Genomic DNA, 15,850 nt, shown 5'->3' with positions numbered 1-15,850 from the left:
GGCTGTTCTCGTTGGATCGGATTCCGATCACAGGATCACATCGACCTGCTGCGAATCTGGCCTGGTCATCCAGCAAATGGCGGCTGCCGTACTAGGCTGACAAAAGGTCCTTGCTCTTCCTCGCTGGGTACCGCGCTGCCCTTTGCCTAGGGTGTGGCTTGCTCGGCCCCTCTCCAGGCTGGCGTGCGTGTAGTCGTGACCGGGCTAAATCTACGTGGCGAAGGGAGAGACCATGTCTCCGAACCGTCTTAAGGCCAGCTAGCTCCAGGTGTGGGCTGCGATCGGTAACACGGTCAGCAGCCTCTTCGTCTGGCTCATCGCTCCAGTAGCTCTAATCGCGGTGGTGTTCCTAGGAGTCCTTGCCCTGATGGTCAAGGGTGACGTACACCGGGTGAAGAGTCTGAGGTGGAAGAGCAGATACCTAGGTGAACTTGAGCTGACCTACCGTGATTCGGATTCCTCCGACGAGGAGGACAGCGGGGAACCTGTCGGAACAGACGACGAACCCGCATGGAAGAGATGGTGGCGCCGCATCCGCAAACGCGAATGATCCCTCTTCCCCGGACCTCAGGGTCTCACCTGTACCGCGAGCCCCGGCATCCCAAGATGACCGGGGCTTTCGCACGCGGACGAGTGCCCGTTCCCTAGCGCTAGGTTTCACGCGCTTCCGGCCCGAGTGCCTCAGTCGGGGGCGCCGGCGGGCACCCGGGACACGGCGTTGACGTCCTTCTCCGGGCGACCTCCGGACGCCTCAAGATGCGCACCTACGACACCAGCGAAGGCGACCAGCGCACTGTCTACAAGATGACCGTTGACGAGATCGGCCCCTCGCTGCGCTTCGCCACCCGCCGGTGCTTGCTCCTCCGGTGTGGACGGCGCATTGGTGAGCGCACCGGGTGCACGGCGCCGTTCTAGACGTCCGGACGTTAGGTGCCCGGAGTCACCATGACGCGATGCATGGACGTCACCGAGGTGCACATCCTAGAAACGCCACGCAGGCAGACCCGCCGACGACCCGTGGGCCAGCGAAAAGCCGCCACCAAGCCCCAAAGGACAGCCCGCAACGGCAACAACGTGGGCGATCTACGAGCCCATTTGGGCGAACGCGTGGGGTTGGTGCAGCTACCCCGGCTGTGCCAGCCCGCACCGGCAGGGCGACCTTGGAAAGGTTGGCGCGGCCTACGCCCCGCCAGCCCCGATACCCCGCTTCGGTGCGCATCTCGCCAGGCCAGCCGATCCCTGGTCCACCAACCAGCACTCGCACAGGGACTGATGACGCTAGCCGACCGGTCCCCGACGGTCTGCGGCGGGTGATCAGACAGGCGCCCCGAGGTGCCTACGAGTAGTACTCGCCCCAGCTCTCGCCCGTCCAGTACTTGCCAACGGCGGAGACGTACGAGATGCCGTTCGGCGTCGGGGCCCAGTTACCGGTGTACCACTCGCAGTTGAAGCCGGAGCTGCAGAACTTCGCGTGCACCCGGTGCAACGTCACGCCGCCCAGGTTTCTGGCACACCGCTGGCCGACCCGCTGCCCGCCGTCCTCCTGCGAGAGGATGCAGATGGGTTCCATCGTGGCGGTGCGCACGCCCGCGTCGGCGGCCGTGCTGAACGTGATCGTGGTCAGGGTTGTGGAGAGCGCCAGGACCAGGGCGGCCTTGCCGGTGAGAGCCTGGTGGAGGCGGTGGATCCGCACAGAAAGGTCTCCTTCGAGGGGACGGTTCGTCTCCAGCACCTTGCCATGGACGGTCCCCCGCGGTCGTTAGCACTCAGCGCAGTCTTTGTATGCACCAGGCGCAGGCGTACCAAGGGCGCTGTGGCGGTAGTCGCTCGGCGGCATGCCGTACGCCGCACGGGAAGGATCGGGTGAAGTCGGCGGCGCGCGTGAACCCCCATCGGGCCGCGATGGCCCGGGAGGGGCAGTCGGCGAACCCGGTGGCAAACCGCCACGCACAGCCACCGAGGTCACGTCCTGGCCAGCCGGCTGACACGCAACACACCGATCAGCACAGCAGCCACCTCGACCGACCACCGGACACAACAGCAACGGTGTCCCTCAACTGAAATGGCAAGCCCTGGGGCGGAGGACGGCAACGCCCCTGCCGCTTCCGCCGCCGCCCGTGCCTGCTCATCGACGACGAAGATCGCCCCGTCCACAAGGTGTGTCTAGACCCTGTCCACCACTCCCGCAAAAGCACGCGGCGTGCCGCGCTGCGCTGGGCGTACAGCAACCGTGTCCGGGACGCACACGAGCCGCCGGCAGACCTGCTCGAAGCCCTCAAATGGTTGGAAGCCAACACAGCACCAGTGATCGCGTTCGCCGCAGACGGCACAGGCACCACACTCACGCGCGGCCTCCTGGCCAGAATCAGCCAGACGAAAGACGGCAAGCCCGCCGCCGCGAACACGGCCAACCGCAAGCGGATGGTGCTGAACAACACGATGGAATACGCCTGTGAGATCGGAGCCCTGTCAGCCAACCCGCTCAAGGCCGTGAAGTGGACCAACCCCCGCACCCTCACAACCGTGGATCCGCGGGTGGTCATCAACACCGAACAGGCACAGCGCTTCCTCTCAGCCGTCGAAGCCCACAGCGGGCGCGGCAAGAGAATGAAGGCATTCTTCGGCTGCATGTACTACGCCGCGCTATGCCCAGAGGAGGTCGTAGATCTCCGTGTGAGGACGCTCACGCTTCCCGAAACCCCGGAAGAGTGGGGCGTCATGCTCCTGACCAATGCCGAGCCGAGGTCGGGAAGCCGCTGGACCAACAACGGTCTTCCACGCGAGCGCCGTGGACTCAAGCGTCGCGCCGAAAGCAACACCCGCCCTGTACCCATCCATCCCACGCTGGTGACACTGCTCCGTACTCACTTGGAGGAGCACGGGACCGGCGCGGACGGCCGTGTGTTCGTGGGGCCTCGCGGCGGGCTCATGACGGACCGGGCCTACCTCAAGGTCTTCCACGATGCGAGAGGCAAAGCATTCACCGACGAAGAAGCCGCGTCGCCCCTCATGGACGTGCCCTACGCACTACGCCACGCCGCAGTGTCCACATGGCTGAATGCCGGCGTCCCAGCGCCCCAGGTCGCCGAGTGGGCGGGACACAGCGTGGATGTCCTCCTACGCGTCTACACCAAGTGTGTTCACGGCCAGGACCAGGAAGCCATGCGCCGCACCTGGAGCGCCACACGCCCATGATCCCGCGGGAACACATTGGGAACGATCAACCGTAGACCGCCGGTAACGCCCGTGGACAACCGGATCAAACGAGAGAGGCCCCTCACCGCGTTAGCGCTGGTGAAGGGCCTATTCTTGCTGCTGTGGCAGGCGCAGAACTTGAACCTGCGTAGGCTGAGCCGACGGTATACAGCTCGTGACCGTCCCAGGGTCTGTCGGAGTGTCCGTTTCGCTCCGTCGCTCGACCGGGGATTCGACGCAGGTCGTCACGGGTCTCGGCCTCAAACCCAAGCTGCCGAATCGCGTCGAGAAGCGATAATCTTCACTCGGAAAGTGCCTTCTGAACTGGGCGTGGACAGGACCTTAGACAAGCCCCATCCTCCCAGCTCAAAGGCACTTTTCTCATGTAAACGATCAGCCCGGCACAAATTCCACGTGAAAGCCCGAGGCTAGGTCAAGCCTCAAGATCGCGAATTTTCACCGAAGTACTAGCCGAGTGGACCTCGGACCGTGACCACGTGTCTGTCCTCCGCGGGCATGAAGATGGCGTCTCCGGCCCACTTGACGGTGTAGGTGTACTCGCCGCCTGCTTCGGGTGTGTCGGCGAAGCCGAACGACCCGTCGTTGGACAGCGGCACCGATGGCAGCGCGGTCGTGACGGTGCCGTTGCGGGTCGTAACGGCGCGGAGCACCGTGAGCTGAGCACCCGATGAAGGAAGTCGGCCGCCGGCGTCCAGTGCACCGCTGAACTCGATCCGTCTGCCGGCGACCTCTGTCTCTGGCCCGGCAAGGGTGAGCACGGGCTGGAGCTTGGCCACCGTTGTCCCGTACATGCTCAAGGCCGGCTCGTACACGGAGTCACCGGCCCATCTCACCTCGTACCAGATCATCCCGCCCACCTGTGGGGTGTCCGTGATGGTGAAGGCGCCGTCCGCGGCGGTCGTCACCTCGGGGAGGGTCTCGATGGTGCCGTCCGCCAGCCGGCGGGTCACCGTCACACGTTGCGCGCCAGGGGCCGAGCCGTCCGCGAGAGAAAGTCGGAGCTCCCAGGTGAGCGGTTCGAATACGGTCACCGTGGGCGGCGGAGCCCAGCTGAACGAGGACTTGACCTTGGCCACGGCGACGGTCGCCGAAGCCCTGCTCCACCGGAAATCCGAACTGCCGTCCCAGAGCGCGTCGTACCTGATCGTGCCGCTGACCTGTGGGGTGTCGGTAACGCTGAAGGTGCCGTCCGCAGCGGTCGTCACCTCGGGGAGGGTCTGGCGGGTGCCGTCCGGCAGCTGGCGGGTCACCACCACGGATCGCACGCCGGGGGCCGAGCCGGCCGCGAAGGAGAGCCGGCCCTCCAAGGTGAGCGGTTGGAGTATGGTCCCCATGGCCGGAGCCGTCAGGGTCAGGGTGGATGCCGCGAGGGTGACGTCGGGCAGCCGCAACAGGTGAATCCTGCCGGATGATTCCCTCACCACGCCGAAGATGTTCCTGCCAGTGAAGACCAGGCTCCCCGCGAACATCTCGGTGGTGCGGTTGTTGTACGTGAACCTCTCTTCGCCTGTGGCCGCATGGAACACAGTGGCGATCATGTTGTACGACGTCACACCCACCACATGGGCGCCATCAGGACTGACCGCGACCGCTCGCGGTCCGCCGAGGGACGTCGGATCCACGTCGTAGCTCCGGACAAGGGTCATGTCAGCCGTGTTCCAGGCGTCGAACCTCTCAGGAACGCCGAAGGCCGAGTACACCGTCGAGCCGTCTGTGGTGATGGAGATATCCTGCAAATTGCTGAGACTGTGCGTGTGACCGCTGATGACGCCACGGAAGGTGGCGTCGGCACCGGATATGTCGTAGATGCGGAGCTCGCCGGGAGAGAGCCCGGTGATGCCGACCACCAGCGTCTGCCCTGCAGCAGCCACCACAGGAGTGTTGAACAGCCGCTCGACGATCGGGGCAGGCACCGGCTGTGTCGCCGACACGTCGAAGCTGACGACACCGCCATTGTTCTGGAAACTACAACCGTAGCCGACATAGAGCCGACCGCCGGCCAGGGACAAGGTCGAGGGGCACAAGTACGCCGCCAGGTCGATCCGCCGGATGACGGTGAGGGAGCCGGTGTCGATCTCGGCGACCTGGTTCGAGTCGCTCAGTGCCGCGTACAAGCGGGTGCCGTCGGGTGTCGTGACAAGGCCCCTGACCCCAGGAAGGCCGGTGATTGCGCCGGTGAGCGAGCCCTGAGTGTCCGCGACGACGATCCGATCGATGACCGAGACGAAGACCTTGTCATTGCCTGTGGCCACATCAACGCCGCTGGTGCTGGGGTGCACACCGAGGTCGGTCAAGGAGTCGGCGGCCGTGGCGGAGGGGACCTGGGCGACAAACAGGCCGGCCGCCATGACGACGGCAGCGGCGCAGGTCAGCAGTCGGCGAGTTAATCGGGCGGCTGGGGTGCTGGTGGATGATGTATCGCGGTTGAGTGGTCCGAGTGACGGCACGATTCTTCCTTTGATCGATCACCAGTGCGAGAGACACAAGATCAAGCCATGCGGGACGACCTGACGTCAAGTTTGACGGAGGGTAATCGCTTGGCGAATTGACAACTTGTCGACAGTGGAGGAAACGGCGAGCGACCTCGGATTTCGTCGCTGCGGCGGGTCGGCCGGGGTGTTACGGAACGTGGTGATGCCCGCTGGATTTGATCTCAACGTGGACGGTGTCCTGAGATTCTCAGGAAACCTGCAGTTTCTCGAAACGAGACCCCGCCTGAGCGCCTTGCTGTACGAGCGCCGGATCGGCTACGTCTTAGCCGTTGCCGGCAATCTGCGAGTCAACGTGGACGGTGTCGATGCCGCGTGGGCAGATCGTCGACATGACCCACCAGAAGGACCTTGGTGGCTAATTCGAGGACACACATCGAGATCCGTGATCTTCTACCCATCTGTCGCGATGATGCCTTCTGCGGCCGGTTTCCCCTCACCCGGCCGTAGAACTGGAGCGCGTGGTGTCGGTGCAGCCGCGTCCGTGGCCGCAGATCCCGGAGAGCCAGGTGTAGCAGGAGGCGGCGTAGAACACCCACTTGGCGTGATCGAACACGAAGTGGTCGCCGAGTAGGCAGAACACAGCGTGGATGTCCTTCTACGCGTCTACGCCGAGTGCATCCACGGCCAGGGCAAGGAAGCCATGCGCCGCATCTGGAGCGCCACACGCCCATGATCCCGCGGGAACACATTGGGAACGATCAACCGTAGACCGCCGGTACCAGCCGTTGACAACCGGACCGAACGAGAGAGGCCCCTCACCGCGTTAGCGCTGGTGAAGGGCCTATTCTTGCTGCTGTGGCAGGTGCAGGACTTGAACCTGCGTAGGCTGAGCCGACGGTTTTACAGACCCATCACAGAAACACCCTGACCTGCGTGTTCTCCTGGTACGTCTTGCAGTTGGCCGCGAATTGGCCGCCGGGCCGGCGAACCTTGCCTGAGAGGGCTTCTAGCTCGTGGCCGGTCTGGACTTATCGCGACACAACTCCCCAGTGCCCGTCCGATCCCACAATGACCTTCCCGAGCCCTCTTCGTTGCCTGGCCGCGGCCGACTTAAGCACAGGCCGTCAGGCCCGAGGAGTGGAAGCCCCGCGGCAGGCTGACCTTCCACTTTTCAGGCGGAACGATCACCCTGCCCGGCTACCGTGTGCCCTGGTCAGAAGGTGATGAACGGTCGTCGCCGTGAGCGTGCGGTGCCCGATGTTGTCGTCATATCCCGCGCCCTCATCTCCCCACTGACCTGCTGTCTACAAGGGACCTACCACCTGTCCACAGCCGTCCACGGTGCTGTGTCTTCCCAGCTCAGATATGGCTCTCACACGCGAGCCCATCCTTGGGCGTCCACGATCGTCCAAATCTGCTGTTAGCAATCGTGTTAGCAAGACCCGCCACGTCGACCCTGGAGCGCCTACCTCGCAAAACCCGAGCACCCCGGGCCTGAGGTGCTAGCGCTCCAGGGCTTCCCCTCTACGCTTCTTGCTCTATTCGGAGGCGTCTTCTTGGCTCTGTCGCCTCGACCTTGCTGGTTGCCTCCCGCTCCTCAGAGTGAGAGGAGCCATCATGGCGCCGACCACTACTGCGACCTCTGCGCCGCGGCCTGCTATGACTAAGGCGGTAGCGAGAACAGCCACGAGGGCTGGCATTAACAAATTGCTGGCATCGGAGGATACTCTTCTCATGGGGCATCTCCTTGTTGTGGATTCCGGTGCTCCAAGTGGGCCGCCCGCTGCGCGTTCCGGAAGATCCCGCAGCGGGCGGCTCTGTGCGTTGACGAGCATAGCGTCACCCTCTGCACATGAAGCACAATCGAGATGCCGGATAATCCCTCGATAACCTGCGAGATCTACGCCCCACCCCATAGATCACTACACTGAGTAATCGAAAATTGAGAGTGCGGATTCCATATTTCCTGGTGAAAAATTCGCACTAATATTCGTCGATTTCGTTAGGTGACCGACATTTTCGCAACATGTGACGTTGGTCACATTTCTTGATGAGAGACGAACGCCCGTGTCCGCGCGTGGACGGTGCTTGGTACTGGCTCGCACCGGTCGGCGAGCCGAAGGAGGGGCCTTGCCGGCGATCGCCTGATACACGGCGGGGACCGAAGTCTGCGATCGTCACGGCCCGCCACTTCAAAGCCATACAAACGACGCCCGCATTAGGAGAGCAGGGGTTGTACGGCTGGTTAACGGGTTGTGAGCTGCGCAAACGCCACTCGATACCCTCGTGATCCACAACACCATCCCGAACATGTCCCGCATCCAGAGACCGATCGTCGTGGTGTCCCAATGAGCATCACCGGAGCCGATGACGTGAACGCTCAAAGTGTGACTGGGACAGACATCACGCGGACCGCCCTTACCGACCCCTCTCGGAGCCGCAAGACGGTCTTCTCGTTTTCCCGCCCACTATCGGCGCAAGCGTCGGGCCCACAGAAGACGACGGAGGACCTACCCCCGTTCTGCGCGCTCTTGAACAGCAGACCGTCGAGCGAGAGACCGGGAAGCCACCGCATGTACTCGGTAACGACCTGGGTGGGCACGTAGTCAATGTGCTCGCCCCCGTCGATAGAGATCGGGGCGCTCAGATCCTCAGCGAATGAATTCAGGAACACCGTGCCAAAGTACTCCGCGCGCCCTTCTGGACTGAATATGCCTAGCGCGGGAGGCAAATCCGCAAGATTAACCATTCGCAACGGCCTGGTTGTCTCGAACTCTCCGATCACCGCAAACCGGCTGGTACTGTGCGCACCAATCTCTGCCACAACAGTCTCGACGTCGTCGCACCCATAGAACATGGAAATACCCGCGGGACTCATCCGGCTTGCCGACGCCTTCTTTGACGGTGGTGATCCCAGATTCTCTGCACTGTATTGGTCGTGGTCATCAGGATTGTCGATCAGGCGGCCGCGGTAGAAGACATGCCCCACGGGTAGCACCACCAGCGCGCCTCGAGCATAAATGATCTCCATTAGCTTCTCGAGTATCTCGGTGGTGGTGAACTCATCCGGATGATCCGACCTCTCCTCAGGGATCGAGAGAAAGACAAACCTGGTTTCGTGTTTAACCTTTTCCTGGAAAGCCTCCCATGCACCGCGTAGCGCTATGTCGGGCCGCAGAACACCGGGATCTTCGTTCCACTCGTCATCGGATATAACCTCGGTGATCGCCTCCATTACGTCATCGGCAACTGCCCCCTCACATATATTGCGGGCAACCTCTTGGGAGTCGCAGCGTGGTGTAAAGTCGTCGTCCCAGAACAGGCTGTTTAATGAGCGCTCGTAGAAGAACCTGATCGCGTCCATCACGAATGGCATGAAGTCTTCGAAGTCCACCGCGACCGAATGCTGGTCAGCCGACTCCCTGCCGCAGAAGGTACAGAGAGACTCGGACAGTAGCCCGGCGACCTGCTCCCGGAGTCCTCGGTCGAGTACGCACTCGAGACAGACAGCTCGCTCGCCCGTCTCCCCGAAGCCCCGACCCTCGATCTCCAACATGCGCTCGCTCGCCCGCCCCATGACCCCTCCAACAGCGATGGACAGCTTCCCTTGAAGATAGCCGTCGCGTCGCTCTGAAGATGCGCGAGGAGCATCGCTGGCAGGAATGTGCCCGAGGAAGACTCGAACCGTTCGTCTATCTGTTTGACCAGGGAGAACACTGGGCTCGGGCTGGACTGAGTGGGCAGACAAGAGCAGAAGCGCCGCCTCATCACGTCACCCGCTCTTCAGAACGCAGGACAGGAAGAAGATTCAATTGTCGGGTATTCGCCAGAGTGTCGCATACGGCGGCTGCACATCGTCGCTGTACAAGGCAGTGGCTCCGCAAACTGTCGGCAGCTCCCCGTATGCTCCCGCCCATGACGTTGGCTGAGGTCACCCGCGAAGGCGTTCTCCAGGCGATCGAGATCTATAGGAACGTGGGGCGCCGGAAGTTTCTCGCCGACCACAAGTCCGGGAACGCGCGGTACTTCTTTCTCATTCACGAGGGTGCCTTCTTCGACTCCAAGGCGATCTTGAAGGCTGCCCACCTAAGTGCCACGGGGAAGGTGCATGGTTTCTCGGGGGGCGAAGCTGCCGCGGCGCCACGGCTTCGTAGGCTGGGCTTCGACGTGGTAGACGTACGTGATCCCGCCGCTGGCGAGACTGTGCAGTCCCTGCTAGATGAGGGTCTGCAGCCCGGCGAGATCAAGACACGCGCAGAGCTAGCGGAGATCTTCGGGGGTGGCCCCCAAGGTGGAATCGTGCCCTCGACGGCCACTCCCACTGTGCTGATCTACTCCGATCCGAAGGTTGGCGAAGAGCTCGGTTACATCGACGGATGGGTTCCTGATGATGACAACGGCCGGTTGTTTGAGTACACCGGGCATGGGCTCAACGACCAGACGTTCGAGGGTGCCGGGAACAAGGCTATCCGTGATCATGCACTCCAGGGACGAGCTCTACGCATGTTCAAGGCTGCGGGGACAGCGCCCAATTCAGACACCGTCCTCCATCGCTACGTGGGTCGGTTCAAGCTCGATGAGCAGCGACCGTTCGATGTGCGATGGAGAGCCAACAAGGCCAACGTCATGCGCAAAGTCATTGTGTTCCGGCTTCGCCCAACTGGCCCGTTCGAGCACCAGAACGCATATAGCATCCCGCCGGCCGGAGAGACCCAGGCGGTGCTCGTCCCCGTGGACGTCACCACAAGCTCACTCATCGATCCGGAGAACAATACGAAGACGCAAGGATCCCGTTCTGCTGTTCCTGAGCTCGAATTCCAGCGGCGAGAAGCCGGGCTAGACGCGGAGTTCCGTGCCTTCATGCAATCTCGGGGCCACGAGCTAATGCGGTTCGAGCTCAAGGTGAAGGGCCTGGCCTCGCCGATGCTGACCGATTTGTACGACACGACAGCCCACATCCTTTACGAGCTTAAAGGCAACATAGGACGCAACGCAGTCCGCATGGCAATCGGACAACTCATGGACTATCGGCGCCACGTGATTCCCTCCAACCCCGCCCTAGCCGTGCTTCTCCCCGAAGAACCACACGACGACATCAAGGCGCTCCTGTACGACCTAGGCATAGCCCTCGTCTACCGCGCCGGCGGCACGTTTGTCGGTGTTCCCAACCCGAATGACTAGCCGGTCTTGCAGAGAGGGGTGCTGAACGTGTTTGGACATGCACTCTTTTGGGTCGCCTTCTCCGCGCCGGACCTGGACGACATTTACACAGACCCCGATGACCTCGAGTCTGACCTGCGGCCAGAGCTGGAAGAAGCTGCTGCCGAGATCGCCGCCGTGCTACGGCGACGAGGATGGAGGCCGATGGACTGGAGTGTCGGATACTACGATGATCGCCCTCCGTCCACCTCCTCATGGATTCCCAGGGGCCTGCCGACAGCGCCGGTGATTCCTAGCGCGCCAGTTGTCTTTTGATCCGTAGGGAAGGGCAGGTGCCGTGTTCGTGCGCTGCTGCCCTGCTGAGGCGGTGGACAGAGTTCGAAGCCATGCGATCGCGTGAGGCGGTGTTCCTGTACGCGCTGCTGTACAGCACGCTGCCGACGCGCCTCAGCGCTGCTGCCCCCAGCTTGCGCAGGAGCAGAGTCGTGCTGGCCTCCCTGGCTTCTCAGCCGGCAACGGACGGATATCGGGCTGCCGCGAGGTCGTCGGCGAGGTCCTCAAGGGAAAGGTCAGCGTTCAGCGCAGTGACCACCGTCTGTGTCAGCGGCCGAAGGGCATAGACGTCCCGCACCGCATCGAGATCCACAGGGACCTCGTAGTAGTCCTCCGCGAACCGCCGGAACGCCTCCGGGGACGGATCGACGAGCCGCGCGAACAGATACGCCGCCCCATCGGGATCGCTCACGCCGTCCGGGTAGTCGATCTCACCCACCCGCCAGCGGTCATCACCGGTCGCGCGCCACAGGCAGGCGGTCACGACCGGCATGCCGTCCTCGTCGCAGAACGCAGGCTCCCGGACACACGGGCGGAACACCTCAGGGACGGAGTCGAGCACCCCCGACCACGGCCCGTCGTTGCCGTACGGGCTCATCTCCGCCTCGTGGGCGAAGCCGCGGACGTACGCTCCCGCCGCAGAGAAGACGATCGAGTATTCGTCACCCGAGCCGTCGCGCATCGAGGCCATCTCCTCCCCAGGGCCCCAGCCTGCGTCGTAGGAGTGGTAGCGGCTGGACCATTCCGGGCTCAGGATGGCCTCCAGCACCGCCATGGACCGGCACAGATCACGGAGCTGCGCAATCTCGGGAAGCAGAGGCGCCACATCGTGAGCAGTCATGAGCCTCATCCAATCGGATGTCGGTGACATCTCGCTGCGTTCTTCTGGACGGCATCGGAGTAACAGCACTGCAGATGCTGGCTGATAGTGCCTGCTCTTATGCGTCAGTGTTTGCTGTACTCCACTGCTAAACGGCTCCATCCACTGCAAGTGACCAGCCCGCTCATCCGGTGGCAAGGGGACCCGTACCGCAGGGCCGCCAGGCCCGAGGAACGGAAGCCCCGCGGCAGCCTGACCTTTCACTTCTCAGACGGACCAACTGGCCTGGCGCAAACCTTCCTCGTCAAGGATAGCGATCGTGTGTAGCGCCCAGCGTGCGCTCGTGGAGGCCTACGTCGCCGTCATCGCTGTCATCAACCCACGCCGCCCGGTAGCGAGGCTCGACGAAGGAGGGTCGCGCCAGCCGATCGCCCGAGCCCCTTACGGTGAGGACCGGACTCAGCGATTGCAACAACCGTGACTGACCACTTCACCATGGGGCACAAGCTCACGCGAGACTCCATTTCACGTATGGACGCGTTGCTGAATCGTACAGATTATAAGTTTCACTCCAGGACCACGCACCGCTATCCTAAGCAGCCCAACGCCACGCGCCAATTTCCATTCAAAAGGAACTCGTAGAGGTGTTATTGATCTATTCGAAGAAGTCGTCGATCATTTCCTGCGCCATGCTCGCATAGGGCTCTCGTTGCGACTCCAATGCATATTTGAGCATAGCCATGCCGCTTTCCGCGTCGCCTTCGTTGATACAGCATAATGCCAATCCTAGTGCAGCTCGCGGCGAGTACTCATCGTGCTGCGCCTCAAATGCGAGACGGTAAGCGGCTTTCGCGAGATCTCCTTCACCGTGCTCTGCCAAGAGATCGCCGAGCTTATTGCAAGCAATGGAAGCGCGCTCCACATGCCCGTCGGCAAAAGAGCCACGAAATGCGTCGATCGCTTCACTGTATCGCCCTAGGAAAACTAGACACTCACCCAAAGATCCCATAAGACTTGGCCGCAGATCCCCTTGGTTTGAGTCAAGCGCGGTTAGGTAGTAATCGACAGCAAGCTCCCATTTTTTGGAGACGGTGAAATATCGACCGAGCACCATAGCTCCGTGCACGACGGAGCTGGAGTCTCCATTCTGAATTACGTAATCAAGAGCCTCCGTGATCTCACACTCTGAAGCCTTGATGTCAACCAAGAAGACGCCATAGTCGAATGCTGCTACGACGGAGTGCTCCGCATGATTTTGCGTCATTGCGCGTTGGTAAGCTTTACGAGCTTCTTCAGCGTTGCCTAAACTAGTCCACATCCTTACAAGGCCTCGCGCAGCTCGAGCAACATACTCTTCCTGCTCAGATTCAAGCGCAGTCCGATAAAAGCGTGCAGCCGAGGTGTAGTCTTCTAGCTCTTGATAGATGATGCCGAGGTTCACGGCCGCTTGAGCCGAAATTGGCCTGTCTTGGCAGACGAAGGCAAGCCGATAAAAGCGCGCAGCCTCACAAAGATCCCCCTTTTGAGAGTAGGCCATTCCTGTGTTTAGATATGCGGCGGGAAGGTAGGCAGAGTAGCGTTCTTCGATGATAATGCCGTAGCAAGCTATGGCAGCGTCATGGTCACTTATTGAAGCATAGTGTTGGGCTAGATTGTATGCACCGAGAGGCCGAGCGTCCCGATGTCCAGAGTCGATCGCCCGCTGATCATACTGAATGGACTCCTCTATACGTGCAGTTTTGGCCAAGACGACGCCTATATTCGCACAAGCAAGCGGGCTAACATCTTCGTGTTCGTAGTCAATTGCAAGCCGATACGCCAGCTCGGCGTTTTCATATTCTTCGTTTCTATAGTTCACCATCCCAAGATTGAATAGTGCGACGGCAGCCACACGCGGATTTTTAGAGGATGCAGCAGCCTGCAATCCCATAGCCGCATGGACATCTAGGTCCCGCTCAAATGCGGTGGTTCCTATCTGCAGGGCCTCTTCAGGTGAGGAGCCCTCGATGGCAGCAGTCCATACTTCATCCACTATTTCGCGTTCCGGATAACCATCTCTACCCTCATCGGCGGAAACTATGTGATCCAGCAGAGTCCATCCCCGCCGCCCTCCAGGCACATCTTGCGCGCTAAGAATTGCAACCTGGGAAGACACCGGATTTGATGCCCAGGTCAGAGCTTCGCGAAATAATTGTTGAGTTGGCTCCAGTCCTGCCCTTATCTTTGGCAGGTACAATTTGAACAAAGCGTGAAGCCTATCTTCGGCCAGGGGCAGCATAAGACCAATCCGTCTGGCGTCAACCGCTGCTCTTACGAGTGCGCAACCCGCGGGATTTAGATCTGCTGATGCTCTGTATTTGGCTATAAGTTCCGCACCACCTACAAGCGTCTCAGCGATGCTGCTCGCAAATTCTTCTTCTGGATATAAAGTTGCCGCAAGCCGTCTTTCTTCTGCGGTTGGTTGACGGAATTGGAGCTCATACGTGCTCGCACGCAGTAACGCTAACCGACCGATCGAACTGATAGCTTCCATGGATGTCGCTAAATCAGCGTAACGCCTTGCTGTCATAGTGACGAAGAGCATGCCTATATCAGCGATCCTATCGAGCGCACTGGAAGTCAGTGCATCAAAATCACTGACCGCTGCGTCATCCAACCAGATAAGAAGCGAATCTTCCCTAGACTTCACGATAAGAGGATCTTGCAACAGCTCAACTAAGGCTCCACCACTGATGGGCCTCAATACCTTGGTATTGGGTTCAAGAGTTGCTCGGACCGCCTCTACTGCAGTACGCGTTTTACCCGCTTTACTTAGCCCCCAGAGCACTACGAAGGGATAGGGTGCTCCATCGCTTGAAATCAAGTCTCTTACTGCAGAATCATCGCTCAATCGACCAATGTATGGCGCCCTGCCCATCATGCTATATTTTGTTGCAGTGACACCTAACTCTTCGTTCGATAGCTCGGAAAGTTTCGGCAAGTTGTGCGGGGTGCCAATAATTAGCAGGGGCCCGCGTGCAATTTCGGCCGCTCGTATCGCAAAGCGCCTCTCCGCTGCGTATCCTCCAATAGGGAGCGCGATTGAGAGCACGAGGGACACGATTAGCACTAAGAGTAGTGTCGTGATTACGGTCTCTTGCTGCCCTGGCAATTGCATGAGAGTTGTAGTTAGAGCGATGGCGGCTATATTCACGAGACCTGCAATAAGGAACCATAAAAGCAAATGCTGGCCAGCCCAGGATGCGACCTTGCGCACCACTCTTGCGAAGGATCGCATGTCGCTCCTCGGGTCTCGGCTGCATGAACGTGACATACCAAGCTGAGGGGACGGAGTCCGCCTCAGCGGACGCTTGGATGGCGTTCCTCATCTTTATCACGTGCAGTGCAGCGCAGAAGGCGTACATGCGCGAGTGGTGCGGGGCCGCGACCGGCCGGAGAGCCGCAGCGCGGCCCCGCGACCACTCGACGCCAGCGGGGAGCCGTAGGCGACGCGCCTTGAGTACGTAGAGACAGTTCTCATCCAGCTAACCGTCGCTTCACTGGCGCCGCTCTAACGGAGACAAGCCGTTGCCCTTCGAACAGCGGATCGTGGGCGGTGCGCCGACAGAATCCGCACAGTCCGCAGAACTCCTACACCGGGCATGTTGTCGCAGGCCAGAGTCAACAACGGAGGACCCGAGCAGCTGGCCGCAGAATCGCGCGATATTCCGCGGAAACTATGGCCAGCCGAGGACATCTCTCCTAGGAACCCTGATCGTCGAAAAGCAGTTCGACGCGATCGCCCCTCAAGACCTTGAGCCTTTTCCATCCCTGGTGGCGGATGGCTGGTCACAACATGATCGCGGGTCCGGCTTTCCCCTCATGACGTAGCAGAGCTCCTGGTAGACGG

9 protein-coding genes are annotated in these 15,850 nt (G+C 61.1%); 3 read left to right on the top strand and 6 right to left on the bottom strand.

The genetic code is table 11. The features are described from left to right. Nucleotides 1-268: 268 nt before the first annotated feature. Nucleotides 269-550, top strand: coding sequence for a hypothetical protein (locus tag ABZ911_RS41720; protein ID WP_358069771.1), 282 nt, complete (start codon nucleotides 269-271; stop codon nucleotides 548-550). A 786-nt stretch (nucleotides 551-1,336) separates the two neighbouring features. Here the strand turns inward: ABZ911_RS41720 and ABZ911_RS41715 are convergent. Continuing rightward, nucleotides 1,337-1,693: a hypothetical protein gene (locus ABZ911_RS41715; RefSeq protein ID WP_358069768.1), complete on the bottom strand. Its 357-nt coding sequence runs from the start codon at nucleotides 1,691-1,693 to the stop codon at nucleotides 1,337-1,339. A gap of 611 nt (nucleotides 1,694-2,304) precedes the next feature. Here ABZ911_RS41715 and ABZ911_RS41710 point away from each other — a divergent pair. Continuing rightward, complete coding sequence (locus tag ABZ911_RS41710; protein ID WP_358069765.1) at nucleotides 2,305-3,195, top strand: tyrosine-type recombinase/integrase; 891 nt, start codon at nucleotides 2,305-2,307, stop codon at nucleotides 3,193-3,195. A 467-nt stretch (nucleotides 3,196-3,662) separates the two neighbouring features. Here ABZ911_RS41710 and ABZ911_RS41705 read toward each other — a convergent pair whose 3' ends face one another. The 3 genes from ABZ911_RS41705 to ABZ911_RS41695 all read right to left on the bottom strand — a co-directional run bounded on the left by ABZ911_RS41705 (nucleotide 3,663) and on the right by ABZ911_RS41695 (nucleotide 9,204). Further along, nucleotides 3,663-5,564: a hypothetical protein gene (locus ABZ911_RS41705; protein ID WP_358069762.1), complete on the bottom strand. Its 1,902-nt coding sequence runs from the start codon at nucleotides 5,562-5,564 to the stop codon at nucleotides 3,663-3,665. Between the two features lie 577 nt (nucleotides 5,565-6,141). After that, nucleotides 6,142-6,288 (bottom strand): hypothetical protein, encoded by a 147-nt coding sequence (locus tag ABZ911_RS41700; RefSeq protein ID WP_358069759.1) that lies wholly within the window; start codon nucleotides 6,286-6,288, stop codon nucleotides 6,142-6,144. Nucleotides 6,289-8,028: 1,740 nt separating this feature from the next. After that, on the bottom strand, nucleotides 8,029-9,204 hold the full coding sequence (locus tag ABZ911_RS41695) for a HEPN-associated N-terminal domain-containing protein (protein ID WP_358069756.1): 1,176 nt from the start codon (nucleotides 9,202-9,204) through the stop codon (nucleotides 8,029-8,031). Nucleotides 9,205-9,563: 359 nt separating this feature from the next. Between ABZ911_RS41695 and ABZ911_RS41690 the strand changes: the two genes are divergently transcribed. Beyond that, complete coding sequence (locus ABZ911_RS41690) at nucleotides 9,564-10,829, top strand: hypothetical protein (RefSeq protein WP_358069753.1); 1,266 nt, start codon at nucleotides 9,564-9,566, stop codon at nucleotides 10,827-10,829. A gap of 484 nt (nucleotides 10,830-11,313) precedes the next feature. Here ABZ911_RS41690 and ABZ911_RS41685 read toward each other — a convergent pair whose 3' ends face one another. Together ABZ911_RS41685 and ABZ911_RS41680 are read right to left on the bottom strand one after the other, a co-directional pair. Then, a complete protein-coding gene (locus ABZ911_RS41685; protein ID WP_358069750.1) occupies nucleotides 11,314-11,916 on the bottom strand; it encodes a hypothetical protein in 603 nt (200 codons plus the stop codon). A gap of 700 nt (nucleotides 11,917-12,616) precedes the next feature. After that, nucleotides 12,617-15,238 (bottom strand): tetratricopeptide repeat protein, encoded by a 2,622-nt coding sequence (locus ABZ911_RS41680; protein WP_358069747.1) that lies wholly within the window; start codon nucleotides 15,236-15,238, stop codon nucleotides 12,617-12,619. Nucleotides 15,239-15,850 lie beyond the last annotated feature (612 nt).

Source organism: Nonomuraea sp. NPDC046570 (genome assembly GCF_040645915.1).
GTDB lineage: Bacteria > Actinomycetota > Actinomycetes > Streptosporangiales > Streptosporangiaceae > Nonomuraea.
The sequence above is the reverse complement of the archived record's forward strand: the minus strand, read 5'-3'. Positions and strand labels throughout refer to the sequence as shown.